General features: G+C 72.0%; 7 protein-coding genes. 5 read left to right on the top strand and 2 right to left on the bottom strand.

The genetic code is table 11. The features are described from left to right. Positions 1-31 precede the first annotated feature (31 nt). Complete coding sequence (locus A3Q40_RS08450; RefSeq protein ID WP_068101285.1) at positions 32-703, bottom strand: HAD family hydrolase; 672 nt, start codon at positions 701-703, stop codon at positions 32-34. Between the two features lie 8 nt (positions 704-711). Next, positions 712-4,281: a methionine synthase gene (metH, locus tag A3Q40_RS08445; protein ID WP_068105678.1), complete on the bottom strand. Its 3,570-nt coding sequence runs from the start codon at positions 4,279-4,281 to the stop codon at positions 712-714. A gap of 64 nt (positions 4,282-4,345) precedes the next feature. Between metH and A3Q40_RS08440 the strand changes: the two genes are divergently transcribed. From A3Q40_RS08440 to A3Q40_RS08420, 5 genes are read left to right on the top strand one after another with little or no spacing between them, the layout of a single operon-like run. After that, on the top strand, positions 4,346-5,260 hold the full coding sequence (locus tag A3Q40_RS08440; RefSeq protein ID WP_068101282.1) for a PAC2 family protein: 915 nt from the start codon (positions 4,346-4,348) through the stop codon (positions 5,258-5,260). A gap of 25 nt (positions 5,261-5,285) precedes the next feature. Further along, on the top strand, positions 5,286-6,434 hold the full coding sequence (locus A3Q40_RS08435) for an MFS transporter (RefSeq protein WP_068105677.1): 1,149 nt from the start codon (positions 5,286-5,288) through the stop codon (positions 6,432-6,434). Positions 6,435-6,484: 50 nt separating this feature from the next. Beyond that, positions 6,485-7,975, top strand: a complete 1,491-nt coding sequence (locus tag A3Q40_RS08430) for a TIGR02677 family protein (protein WP_068101279.1) — start codon at positions 6,485-6,487, stop codon at positions 7,973-7,975. Next, on the top strand, positions 7,972-9,306 hold the full coding sequence (locus A3Q40_RS08425) for a DUF2398 family protein (RefSeq protein WP_068101276.1): 1,335 nt from the start codon (positions 7,972-7,974) through the stop codon (positions 9,304-9,306). The genes A3Q40_RS08430 and A3Q40_RS08425 overlap by 4 nt, the downstream gene beginning before the upstream one ends. Beyond that, on the top strand, positions 9,303-13,418 hold the full coding sequence (locus A3Q40_RS08420) for a TIGR02680 family protein (RefSeq protein ID WP_068101270.1): 4,116 nt from the start codon (positions 9,303-9,305) through the stop codon (positions 13,416-13,418). Before A3Q40_RS08425 ends, A3Q40_RS08420 begins: the two co-directional genes overlap by 4 nt. Positions 13,419-13,496 lie beyond the last annotated feature (78 nt).

Here is a 13,496-nt window from a genome sequence, read left to right as displayed (position 1 = left end):
TGCAGCGGTCACGCGGGTCGCCGCGTGACTGTCACGCGGGTCGCCGCGAAGCGACGTCGCGGAGCTCGTCCACGGTGACGCCGACGAGGCCGTTGCGGAACGTACGCCCGGGTCCCGCGGGCACCGGCACCTCGGTGCCGACGACCAGAACCGCGCACCCGGCGGTGCTCGCGGCCTGCGTCCCCGTGGGCGAGTCCTCGACGGCGACACAGGACGTCGTGTCGACCCCGAGCAGGCGGGCCGCCCGCAGGTACGGGTCGGGCGCCGGCTTGGCGGAGGCGACCTCGTCGCCACACACGGTGGCGTCGAACCGGTGTCGACCGAGCGTCTCGAGCGCGACCTCGGTGAGGGCCCGTTCGGTGTTGGTGACCAGCGCGCAGCCCAGGCCGGCGGCCTTCACCGCATCCAGGGTCTCCGCGGCCCCGGGCAGCCACGGCAGGCCCTCGGCGAACAGCACCCGGACGCGCCCGTTCAGCCACTCCGCGGCTTCGGCGAGGTTCTTCGGCGTCGCCTCGCGGCCCACGTGAGCGAACACCTTGGCCAGCGCACCCTGCATGGAGTTGCCCAGCGTCGACTCCCGGACCTCGTGCGTCAGCTCGCGGCCCAGCCGAGCGGAGAGTTCGTAGACGGCGACGTCCCAGAGCCGTTCCGAGTCGAGCAACGTGCCGTCCATGTCGAACAGGACGGCCTGGAGTTCAGACATCGAAGTTCTCACACATTGAAGTACTTGGCCTCCGGGTGGTGGAGCACGAACGCGTCGGTCGACTGCTCCGGATGCAGCTGCAGCTCCTCCGACAGGTCGACGCCGATGCGCTGCGGCTCGAGCAGCGAGACCAGCTTGATGCGGTCCTCGAGCTCGGGGCAGGCGCCGTAGCCGAAGGAGTAGCGCGCGCCCCGGTACTCGAGCTTGAAGTACCCCTCCACCTCGTCGGGATCCTGGTCGACCAGTGACCGACCGCCCGGGAGCACGAGCTCCTCCCGCACGCGGCGGTGCCAGTACTCCGCCAGCGCCTCCGTGAGCTGGACGCCGATGCCGTGCACCTCGAGGTAATCGCGGTAGGCATCGGCGGCGAAGAGCTCGTTGGCGAAGTCGGCGATGGGCTGGCCCATGGTCACCAGGTTCATCGGCAGGACGTCGACCACCCCGGTCTCGCGGGCGAGGTCGCGGGAGCGGACGAAGTCGGCGATGCACAGGAACCGGCCACGGTCCTGACGGGGGAAGGTGAATCGGAACCGTTCCGGCGCATCGGGTTCCGGGGCCTCGAGCACCACCACGTCGTTGCCCTCGGAGACCGCCGGGAAGTACCCGTAGACCAGCGCGGCATGGGCCAGGATGCCATCGGTGCTGAGTCGGTCCAGCCAGTACCGCAGGCGTGGCCGGCCCTCCGTCTCCACCAGATCCTCGTACGTCGGGCCGTCCCCGGCGCGGGCACCGCGCAGACCCCACTGGCCGAGGAACAGTGCCCGCTCGTCGAGCAGCCCCGAGTACTCGGCCAGGGCGATGCCCTTCACGATGCGGCTGCCCCAGAACGGCGGGGCCGGCAGCTCCTTCTCCACCGCGACGTCGGACCGCGCCGGGATCTCCACCGGAACCTCGGCGGCCTTGCGCTTCTCGGCGATCCGCCGCGAGCGCTCGTGGCGTTCCTTGCGCTCGGCCACCTTGGCGGCGGCGGCGAGCGCCTCGGGACTGTCCGGGGCGGGAGCCGCACCCCGCTTGGTGCTCATGATGCTGTCCATGAGCCGCAAACCCTCGAACGCGTCGCGGGCGTAGGAGACCTCGCCCTCGTACACCTCGGCGAGGTCGTTCTCCACGTAGCTGCGGGTGAGCGCCGCGCCGCCGAGCAACACGGGGAACTGTTCCGCGACCCCCTTGGCGTTCAGTTCGAGAAGGTTCTCCTTCATCACCACGGTGGACTTGACCAGCAGTCCGGACATGCCGATGACGTCGGCCCGCTTGTCCACCGCCGCGTCGAGGATGGCCTGGATGGGCTGCTTGATGCCGAGGTTGACCACCTCGTAGCCGTTGTTGCTGAGGATGATGTCGACGAGGTTCTTGCCGATGTCGTGCACGTCGCCCTTGACGGTGGCCAGCACGATGCGACCCTTGCCGTCCTCGTCGCTCGCCTCCATGTGCGGTTCCAGGTGCGCGACAGCGGCTTTCATCACCTCGGCCGACTGCAGCACGAACGGCAACTGCATCTGACCCGAGCCGAAGAGTTCGCCCACCGTCTTCATGCCGGACAGCAGGGTCTCGTTGATGATGGCGAGCGGCGGCGTGGTCTGCATCGCCTCGTCGAGATCGTCGTCCAGGCCGGCGCGTTCACCGTCGACGATGCGCCGCTCGAGCCGCTCGAACAGCGGCAACCCGGCGAGCTCCTGCGCCCGCGACTCGCGCGCCGACGCCGCGGAGACTCCCTCGAACAGGGACATGAGGGCCTGCAGCGGGTCGTACCCGTCGCGGCGGCGGTCGTAGACCAGGTCGAGCGCCACCTGGCGCTGCTCCTCGGGGATCCGAGCCATCGGCAGGATCTTCGACGCGTGCACGATGGCGGTGTCGAGTCCGGCTTCCGTGCACTCGTGCAGGAACACCGAGTTGAGCACCTGGCGCGCCGCGGGGTTCAGGCCGAACGAGATGTTGGAGATGCCCAGCGTGAAGTGCACCTCCGGGTGCCGCTCGTGCAGGATCCGGATGGCCTCGATGGTCTCGATGCCGTCGCGCCGCACCTCCTCCTGACCGGTGGAGATGGGGAAGGTCAGCGCATCGATGATGATGTCCGACTTCGGTACACCCCAGTTCCCGGTGATATCGGCGATGAGACGCTCGGCGATGCGTACCTTCCACTCCGCGGTCCGCGCCTGACCCTCCTCGTCGATGGTCAGGGCGACCACGGCCGCGCCGTGGCGAGTCACCAGCTGCATGATGCGCTCGAACCGCGAGCCCGGCCCGTCGCCGTCCTCGTAGTTGACCGAGTTCACCGCGCAGCGGCCGCCGAGGTGCTCGAGACCGGCCTCGAGCACGGCGGGCTCGGTGGAGTCCAACATGATCGGCAACGTCGACGACGTCGCGAACCGCGATGCCAGTGCCGCCATGTCGGCCGCACCGTCACGTCCCACGTAGTCGACGTTGAGATCGAGCATGTGGGCGCCGTCGCGAGTCTGATCCTTCGCGATGTCCACGCACTTCTGGTAGTCCTCGGCGATCATCGCCTCGCGGAACGCCTTGGAGCCGTTGGTGTTGGTCCGCTCACCGATCATGAGCACCGACGAGTCCTGGTCGAACGGCACCGCCGCGTAGAGCGAGGACACCCCGTTCTCCGGCGCCGGGGTGCGCTGCGCCCGCGGCGCGTCGTGGACCGCGTCGGCGACCTGGCGGATGTGCTCGGGGGTGGTTCCGCAGCAGCCACCCACCAACGCGAGCCCGTAGTCGGTGACGAACCCGCGGAGGGCCTCGGCCAACTCGTCGGGCGCAAGGGGGTACTCCGCGCCGTTCGGCCCGAGCTGCGGCAGGCCGGCGTTCGGCATGACGGACACCGGCACCGTGGCGTGCTTGCTCAGGTGACGCAGATGCTCGCTCATCTCCGCCGGACCGGTGGCGCAGTTCAGTCCGATCATGTCGACCCCGAGCGGCTCGATGGCCGTCAGGGCCGCCCCGATCTCGCTGCCGAGCAGCATGGTGCCGGTGGTCTCGACCGTGACGTGCGTGATGATCGGGATCCGCACGCCCAACTGCTCCATGGCGGCCTGCGAGCCCAGGATCGCGGCCTTGACCTGGAGCAGGTCCTGGCAGGTCTCGATCAGCACGGCGTCGGCACCGCCGTCGATCATGCCGAGCGCGGCCTCGGTGTAGGCATCGCGCAGCGAGCGGAACGGGGCGTGCCCGAGCGTCGGAAGCTTGGTTCCCGGACCGAGCGAGCCGAGCACGAACCGGCCCATCCCGTCCCGGCCCGGTCCCATCTCGTCGGCGACCTCGCGGGCGAGGGCCGTGCCCTTGTACGCGAGTTCCCGAATCCGATCCGCGATGTCGTAGTCGGCCAGATTCGGGAGGTTGCAGCCGAAGGTGTTGGTCTCCACCGCGTCCGCACCGGCCTCGAAGTACGCGCGATGGATGGAACGCAGCACGTCGGGGCGGGTGTCGTTGAGGATCTCGTTGCACCCCTCGAGCCCACGGAAGTCGTCCAACGTGAGATCCGCCGCCTGCAGCATCGTGCCCATGGCGCCGTCGCCGATGACAACGCGCTGGTTCAGCGCATCGAGCAGGCGTGACCGGAATTCGACAGGCATGGTCCAAGCGTAGAGGGCGACCACGACACATCGGCGCGGGAGAGGGGGGTCGTAGGCTGGGTGGGTGAGCGAGCCATTCGAGCCCCCGGGCGAACGCGAGACGGACGACGGCGACGATCGGGCCGTGCCGACGCTGCGTGACCCCGTTCTGGTCGCGGCCTTCGAGGGATGGAACGACGCGGGGGACGCGGCCAGCGGCGCCGTCGAGCACCTGGAACTGATCTGGGACGCGACGCCGCTTGCCGAGCTCGACTCCGAGGACTACTACGACTACCAGGTAAACCGGCCCACCGTCCGGCAGGTCGACGGCGTCACCCGCGAGATCGACTGGCCCTCGACCCGGTTGTCGCTGTGCTCGCCTCCCGGCAGCGACCGCGACGTGGTCCTGCTCCGTGGGATCGAGCCCAACATGCGGTGGCGCAGCTTCTGCGACGACCTGCTGGACTTCGTCGAGGAACTGGGTGTGCGGACCGTCGTCATCCTCGGCGCGCTGCTGGCCGACACGCCGCACACCCGGCCCGTTCCGGTCACCGGCACGGCGTACAGCACCGAGGCCGCCGAGCAGTTCAACCTGGAACAGACGCGCTACGAGGGCCCGACGGGCATCACCGGGGTCCTGCAGGACCAGTGCGTCCGCGCCGGGGTGCCCGCCGTGTCGTTGTGGGCGGCCGTGCCGCACTACGTCTCGCAGCCGCCGAACCCCAAGGCGACGGTGGCGTTGCTGCAGCGCGTCGAGGACGTGCTCGACATCGAAGTCCCCCTGGGCGAGCTGCCCATGCAGGCGGAGGACTGGGAACAGCAGGTCACCGAGATGACCGAGGACGACGAGGAGATCGCCGAGTACGTCCGGTCGCTCGAGGAGCGCGGCGACGCCGAGGTCGACATGAACGAGGCCGTCGCCAAGGTGGACGGCGACGCGCTGGCGGCCGAGTTCGAGCGCTACCTGCGACGACGCGGACCGGGCCGGTTCGGCGCGTGAGCCCCGCTCGTCCCCCGCGCCGGTGGTGAGCGGGGACCGTCGGGCGTCGCTGAGAGTCGCCGCGCTCTATGCCGGCGGATTCCTCGGGCCGTTCGGCGGCGGCGTCGTCGCGTCGATGCTGCCCGAAATCGGCCGCGACCTCGGGGTCACGCCGGGCACCGCGTCGTCGTCGCTCACCGCGTACCTGCTGCCGTTCGCGGCCGTCATGCTCGTCTCGGGCACGCTCGGCGCCCGGTGGGGACGCGTACGGACGGTGCGCTGGGCGTACGCCCTCTACGCGGTGTCCTCGCTGGCCTGCGCTCTCGCGCCCACGCTGGGTCTGCTGCTCGGTGCTCGGGCGGTCCAGGGTGTCGCCAACTCGTTCACCACTCCCCTGCTGCTGGCGGCGTTGGCCGCGGTCACCCCTCGGGAGCGCCTCGGGCGCGTCCTCGGCACGTTCGGTGCCTGCCAGGCGGCCGGACAGACCACCGCGCCCCTGGTGGGCGGACTGTCCGCCGAGCTCGACTGGCGGCTGGCCTTCGTGATCCTCGCGGTGGTGTCGGTCGCGCTCGGCGCCGCCGGACTCCCCGGTGCCGTCGACGCCGACGACGCCTCCGAGCAGGGCGCGCCGGCGGGACGGCTGCGCGACGCCCTGACCCTGCCGGTCCTGCGCGTGGCGACGGTCGCCTTCCTCGGGTGGGGTGCCCTCGGCGGCCTGAGCTTCCTCGTCGCCTTCCGCGGCGAGGACACCTTCGGACTCACCGCCGCGCAGCGCGGACTGCTGCTCACCGTCTTCGGTGTCGCCGGCATCCTCACGGCGCGGCGCGCGGGCGGGCTGATCGATCGGTGGGGCGCGCGCCGGACCATCGTCCTCGCCGCACCGCTGGGCGCGGCGGCGGTACTCGTCGCCGGCACCGTCGACCTCCTGCTCGTGGTGGCGCTCGTCTGGGCGGCCGCGGGCGTCGCGTCCCAGATGATCCTGGTCGGAGTCAACACCGCCGTCCTCGGATCGTCGGGCGCCAACCGCGGCGGCGCGGTGTCCGTCGTGCAGTCGTTCCGCTTCTTCGGGGCGGCCGCGGCGCCGCTAGCGCTGACCCCGCTCTACACGGTGCACCCGCACGTGGCGTTCGTCGTCCCGGCGTTGCTGTTGGCCGTCGCCGCTCCACTGCTCGTGCTGCGCGGGACCGTCCGGTGAACACAGCCGCCCCCGCGGGGCGGGTCGAGACCGCCCCCTACCCTGTTCCGGTGACCGACTCGACCGCGCTCGACGACCGGCTCCGGCTGCTGTCGTTCGCCACGGCCGAGAAGCGGCTCGACTACCTGCGGGTCCTCCGGGCGTTCGACCACGCCCGGACGGGGTACGTCGTGCTCCTGCACGCCGGCGACGTCGCCGACATCCTGGCCCGGACCGACACCGGTGACGTTCTCACCGCCGCCGAGATCGGGCCGCTGCTCGACCAGCTGCACACCTGGGGTGTGCTCGAACGCAGCTACGACGGGTCGCGGGCCGCCACCTTGGCGGAGTACCGCAACCGCCACTACGTGTACCAGTTCGGGCAGGTGGGCTACCACGCCTACCGCGCGGTGGAGGACGTCGTCGCCGCGCGCCCCGACGATGCGTCGTTGTCGCGACTGGCCCTGCCCGAACTGCTCGCCGACCTCGAGGGCCTGGCCGCCGCCAACCGGGCGGGCGACGCGGACCTGGTGCACCGCAAGCTCGTCCGCCTCGACGCGGCGCTGAACGACCTGGCCACCCGCGCCGCACACTTCTACCTCTCGCTCGGGGACCTGGTGCGCACCACGGACGTCACCCCGGAGGCGTTCCTCGCCCACAAGGACGCGTTGCTCGCGCACATGCGGGAGTTCTCCTCCGACCTCGCGCGCTACGCGCCGAAGCTCACGGCGGCCATCGAGGCGGTCGAGCGGACCGGCCTCGACGCCCTGTTGGACCGCGCGGCCGACAGCGACGAGCGCGTCTTCCTCGCGCGGGCCGATCGCCGCGCCGACCGCGCGGCCCGCTGGGCGGGTCTGGTCCACTGGTTCTCGGCCGACGACGGGACCGCCGAGGTCGACCGGCTCCGCGACGGCACCATGAGTGCGATCACCGCGGTGCTCGCGTTGCTGCGGCGGGTGACCGAGAGTCGTCGCACCGGCGTCAGCCGCGAGTCGCAGTTGCGGCACCTCGCGGGCTGGTTCGCCGCCGCTCCCACCGAGGACGCGGCGCACGCGCTGTTCGACGCCACGTTCGGGCTGGGTCGACCACGGCATCTGTCGATGGCGCATCCAGACGCCGAGCTTATTCCCGACCACCGATCGTGGTGGGACGCTCCCCCCGTCGAGATCGCCCGCACCCTCGCCGAGACGGGCCGGGCTCCGGCCGCGGGTGCGCCCGCGCGCGTGCACCGCAACGACGCCGGGATGCGCCGTCTGCGGGAGCGCCAGCTCGACGCGCAGCGTCGCCGTGCCGACGCCGCGACGGCGCTCGGGGACGGCGGTGTCGACGGTCGCGTCCTCGGACCCGAGGAAACCGAGGTCCTGCTCTCCCTCCTCGACGCGGCCCTCGGTGCGCGCGTGCCGGTCACCGGGCGAATCCGGTCGACCACCGGAACCGAAGGAGCGACGTCGTTGACCCTCGCCCCGTGCGAGCACTCCACCGTCGTCCGGACTCACCGCGGCACGTTGCACCTGGACAAGCTGGCCGTCACCGTGACTCGACGCACCGGAACGCGCCGATGAGGGTGCACTCTGTCCCCGGCCTCGCGCTCGACAATTACCAACGCGCCGTCCGGACCGTCCTGTCCCACCACCTGATCACCCGGACGTACCCGGACCGCATCGCCCTGCCGCTGGTCCGGCGGTGGGCGACGGAACTGCGGGAGGATCTCCAGGAGGCGTTCGGCTACCGGCTCGAGGTCACCGAGACCACCGCGCGCCTGCATCCCGTCGTCGACCGCCTCGACGCCACCCGGCCGGCCCGCACGGCTGCGGACCGGGTGTTCGACCGTCGTCGCTACGCGTTGGTGGCCCTGGTGCTGGCCGCGCTCGGCCGCGCGGGCGACCAGGTCACGCTGTCCGAACTCGCCGACGCGGTGACGTCGGAAGCCGGCCGCGTCGTCGGCGTCGACCTCGACACCGAGCGGTCGGCCGACCGGGACGCCTTCGTCGACGCGGTCTCGTGGCTCGCCACCCGCGGCGCGATCAGCCTCGCCGACGGCGACGCGGGCGGCTGGGCCCGTGACCCGGAGTCCGGCGAGGCGCTTTACGACATCGACCCGAGCATCGTCGCCGCCCTGTTCCGCCCACCCCGACCGGTCCAACACCTCGGCGGTGCAGCGGGTCTGCTCGCCGACCCGCCCCGCGACGGCGCGGACCGCGCTCGCCGCGCCCGCCGTGCCCTCGTGGAACGGCCCGTGGTGTACGGCGCGCCGGCCGAGCAGGACGTGCCCGACGCGCGGTCGATCGCGGACGTGGCGCTGCTCACCGGCCTGACCGCCGAACGCCGCGCCGAGGGCGTCGCACTGATCGACACGTCGGGCCGGCTGTCCGATCTGCGTTTCCCGTCCACCGGCACCGTCGCCCAGGTGGCGCTGCTGCTGGCCGGGGAGATCGCCGATCGAGTGCTCGACCCCGACGGCGATCCGCTGCCCCGGGCGGCGGCGACGATGGACCGCACCGCGGACCTGGTCGCGGCGTTGGACACGGCGGTCCCGATGGGCGGCGTGTTCGAGACCCTCAGTGACGAGCACGAATTCGAGGCGGACCCGGACGACGACGCGGCCGAATCGCACCTGTACCCGGTGGTGTCGGACGACTGGCTCGCCGAGACCGTCGAGTCCGTCGTTCGGTCCTACGGGCGGACGTTCGCCGCCCAGTGGCAGGCGGACGCCGACGGACTTCGACGCGCTGCGCTCACCGTGCTCGAGCGACTGACGCTGATCGTTCCCGTCGACGGCGGCGTCGCGGCGCTGCCGGCGCTTGCGCGTTATCGGGGGGTGGTGGTGACGGTGCGTGAGCGCTCGGCCGCCCCCGACCTGTTCGAACCCGCACGCACGGAGGATCTCTCGTGACACGCAGTTCCCGTTTTCGCCCCACGCGCGCGGGCATCGTCAACCTGTGGGACTACCGGGACCAGGAGTTCTCCTTCGCCGACGGTCGCCTGGTGCTGCGCGGGCCCAACGGTTCCGGCAAGACGAAGGCCCTCGAGGTGCTCTACCCCTTCGTGCTCGACGGCCGCATCGAGCCGCGTCGCCTCAACCCCTTCGCGGGCGAGGAACGCACCATGAAGTCCAATCTTCTGTACCGCGGCCAGGATTCGGCACACAGCTACGTGTGGATGGAGTTCGGGCGCGGCCGCGCCGACGACCCGGAATGCGTCACGGTGGGGATCGGCATGCGCGCCACCCGGTCCGTCGACAAGGTCACTCGGTGGTACTTCGTCGTCGACGGCCGGGTGGGCGTGGACTTCTCGCTGCTCGGGGACGACGACCGACCACTCACCAAGAAGCAGCTGGCCGAACAGATCGGCAGCGACGCCATCGTCGATCGTCCGATCGACTACCGCGCGGCGATCGACGCTCGCATGTTCGGACTCGGGGCCGAGCGTTACGACCAGCTCATCACCCTCGTCCTCACGCTCCGACGGCCCCAACTCGCGAAGAACCTCGATCCCAAGGGCCTCTCGCGGGCGCTGTCGGACGGCCTGCGCCCGCTGGACGACCATCTGGTCCTGGACGCGGCACGGTCCTTCAGCGACATGGAGGAAGTGGGCCGCGCGCTCGAGGGCATCGCCGAAGCGGATCGTGCCGCCACGTCCTTTCTCGACGTCTACGGCCGCTATCTGGCGGTGCAGGCGCGGACCGACGTCGACCAGGTCTCCCGCCGCCTCGACGCGGTCGATCACGCCGTCACCGCCGTGTTCGCCGCGCGCGCACTACAGGACCGACGCCGCGCCGAGCGAGAGGCCGCCGAACTCCGCTTCGACGAGGCCGACCGCGCCCTCGATCGCGCGCTGACCGATCAGCAGACGCTGCAACGCTCGTCGGCGTACGAGGGCAAGCAGCAACTCGACGACCTCGCCGACGCCGTGCGGCGCCTCGAGATCTCCACCCAGCAGCAGGCCGAGAAGGCCCGCCGGGCGCAGGAGGCCGTCGCCGGTCGCCGAGCGGACGCCGACGCCGCGGCGGAGCGAGCCCGGGAGGTGGCCGCCGTCGTCGCCCGCGCCGAGGACGAGCTGACGGCCGCCGCGGAGGAAGCGGGGATCGCCTGGACAGCCCTGCCCGCCGACGCACGCGTCGATCGCATCACCACGGCCGTGCGCGGCCACGCGGAGGAGCGCGACGCCGACGTCCGGGCGGTCCGCGCGGCGGCGCAGCAGGTCGACCGCGCGACCGCCGACCGTGCCCGTGCCGAGCGGGCGGCGGACCGCGGCCGTGACGAGCGCGACCGTGCGTCGGCCGCCCTGCGTGACGCCGAGGCCACGGTCGCGGCGGCGCGGGCACGGTGTGCTGGGGAACTGCGGTCGTGGTGGATCGAGGCCTCGCGCGTCGTCGACGACGGTGGCGTTCCCGCGGCGCTCGCCGACGCGCTCGACGCGATCGGGAACGACGACGCTCCGTCGCTCCGTGACGTGCTGCGCGAGCGTCTGCGCGACACGGTCGACGCCCTCCGGACCGCCGAACGGGAAGCGGTGCGCGCCGCGGAGGACGCACGCGGACTCCTCGTCGAGCTCGAGTCCGACCGTGCTCGCGTCGCCGCAGAGCACGACGACGCGCCGCCCGTGCCGCACACCCGCCGGCCGCGTGAGAACGGGGTGGCGCTCTGGCAGCTCGTGCGCTTCGCCGAGCATGTCGACGACGCCGACGCGGCCGGTCTCGAGGCCGCACTCGAGGCCGCAGGCATTCTCGACGCCCTCGTCGGCGAGGACGTGCCGGGCGACATTGCGCTCACCGCGCTCGAGCCGGCCCGAGGACCGTCGCTCGCCGACGTGCTCACGGTCGAGGACGATCCCGCCGTGGACGCGGGCACTGTGCGAAGGGTCCTCGAGTCGGTCGCGCTCGGCGGGGACGGGCCCGTTCGCGTCGCCGCCGACGGGTCCTTCGCCCTCGGGGTGCTGCGGGGTTCGCACACGAAGCACGCCGCGGAGTACATCGGCGCCACGGCGCGGGCACGCCGACGAGCTGCCCGCGCGGCGGAACTCGACGCCGAGATCGACCGGACCCGTGGTCGGGCGGACGCCGCCGACCGTGCCGCCGTCGAGGCCCGCGCGCGTCTCGACGCCGTCCAGCGGTCGGTCGACCGATTGCCCGGCACGTCCTCGATCACGGCGGCGCTGCGCAGCACCGTCGAGGCCGCCGGTGCACTGCGCTCGGTCTCGGAGTCCGCGGCCGCGGCGGACCAGGACCTCGACCGCGCGGTCGCGGCGCAGGCAGCCGCGGAGAGAGCGCTGCGGACCGCCGCGGTGACGCATCGCGTGCCCGCCTCGGGACGCGAGCTCGACGCCCTCGCCGCCGCGATCCGCCATTTCGAGAACACCGGACACGCCCTTCTCCGGCACCGCGGCGACGTCGACCGCGCCGCCGAACGCGAGCGGGAGGCGTCGGCACGCCTCGAGGAAGCCGTCGGGAACGCGGAGGAGTACGCGGAGGAAGCGGCGATCGCCGAGACCGGGTACGAGCAGCAGTCGGCGAAACTCGAGGTCCTGCGCGAGTCGCTCGGCGCCGACGCGGAACAGATCGACGCCGAACTCGCGGCGGTCCGCCGGCGCATCGAGGAGTGCAAGAAGGAGCAGACCGCGGCCCGCAAGGCGGCGACCGCTGCGGGTGAGGACACCGGAGCCGCCGACGGCGCTCTGCGCACCGCGACGGCAGAACTCACGGCGGCCGTCACCGAAAGCCTCACGGATGCGCGACGATTGGCCCCGTACGCCGAACGCGACCTGTTGACCGTCCTCGGCGCCCCGTATCACCCGTGGCCCACCAGCGAGGCCGCCTGGTCCACACCGGATCAGGTGCTCTACCGGGCGGAGGCGGCCGACACACCCGACGAGGTGCCCGACGTGCTGCCCACCGAGGTCCGCGCGCTGCTGGACGCCCTGGAGTCCGCCACCACCGAGGTCAAGGCCACCGACTCCACGCGCAAATCCACCCGCAGCGCCCTCACCGCGGCGCTGCAGGAATTCGATGCCGGTCTGGCGGCGTCGGGTCAGGACTTCCGCCTCGAGTGGGATGCCGTCGACGGCGTGACGGTGGTGCGGGTACAGGACGAGCGCGGCCGAACGACCGTGGCGGAGTTCGCCTCTCGGGTGGCCGAGGCGCGGCGTGACCAGGAGTCCCTGCTGACCGACGCCGAACGCCGCATCCTCGAGGACGCGCTGCTGACGGGCCTGGCGCAGCAGATTCACGAGCGCACCGTCGACGCGCGGGCCCTCATCGCTCGGATGGGCGCCGAGATGAAGGAACGGCGCATGTCGTCCGGCTCCACCATCGGCGTCCACTGGGTGCTGGCGGACACGCTCGACGAGGAGGGGCGAGCGGTCTCGAAACTGCTCGAGCGCGACAGCGCCGCCTTGTCGCCGGACGACCTCGCGCGGATCCGGGCCTGGTTCGCGGCGCGGATCCGTACGGCCCGGGCGGCGCATCCGGAGCGGTCCTACCCCGAGATCCTCACGGAGGCACTCGACTACCGGCAGTGGCGGGTGTTCGCCTTCACGCTGCTCGGTGCGGACGGGTCCGAGGATCGGCTGACCGTCGCCCGGCACAGCGCTCTGTCCGGCGGCGAGCAGTCGGTGTCGTTGCACCTACCGCTCTTCGCGGCGGCGCACGTGATGCTCTCGTCGGCCGACCCGCACTCCCCCCGGCTGCTGGCGCTGGACGAGGCGTTCGCCGGTGTGGACGACAACGGCCGCCGCGAATTGCTCGGCCTCAGTGTGCAATTCGATCTGGACCTGTTCATGACGGGCTATGACCTCTGGATCACCTACGCCGGCGTTCCCGGCTGCGCGCACTACGACCTGGCGCACTCCGCCGCCGAGAACACCGTCAGTGCAGCCTTGCTGGTCTGGGACGACGGCGAACTCCTCGCCGAACACGACGGGTCCGACCTCGCCGCCGCCCTCGGCTCACCCCAGCGGCGGCGGGTGCCCACCCCGGTGTCGGGGGGACTCGACTTCGCGGAGGTGTAGTCGCCGAGCACGGTGTGCGTCTCGGCGGCTTCTCGCGCGGGATGCCGTCGACTCCCCCTTCGAGCCTCGATTGCGGCG

This window comes from Rhodococcus sp. PBTS 1, from assembly GCF_001620025.1.
GTDB lineage: Bacteria > Actinomycetota > Actinomycetes > Mycobacteriales > Mycobacteriaceae > Rhodococcoides > Rhodococcoides kroppenstedtii.
Note: the sequence above shows the minus strand (reverse complement) of the source record. Positions and strands in the feature narration are given on the sequence as shown.

What these genes read in the sequence shown, in the direction of transcription:
- A3Q40_RS08450 (WP_068101285.1), bottom strand. Translation starts at nt 703, where the DNA reads ATGTCTGAACTCCAGGCCGTCCTGTTCGACATGGACGGCACGTTGCTC.
- metH (WP_068105678.1), bottom strand. Translation starts at nt 4,281, where the DNA reads ATGCCTGTCGAATTCCGGTCACGCCTGCTCGATGCGCTGAACCAGCGC.
- A3Q40_RS08425 (WP_068101276.1), top strand. Translation starts at nt 7,972, where the DNA reads ATGAGGGTGCACTCTGTCCCCGGCCTCGCGCTCGACAATTACCAACGC.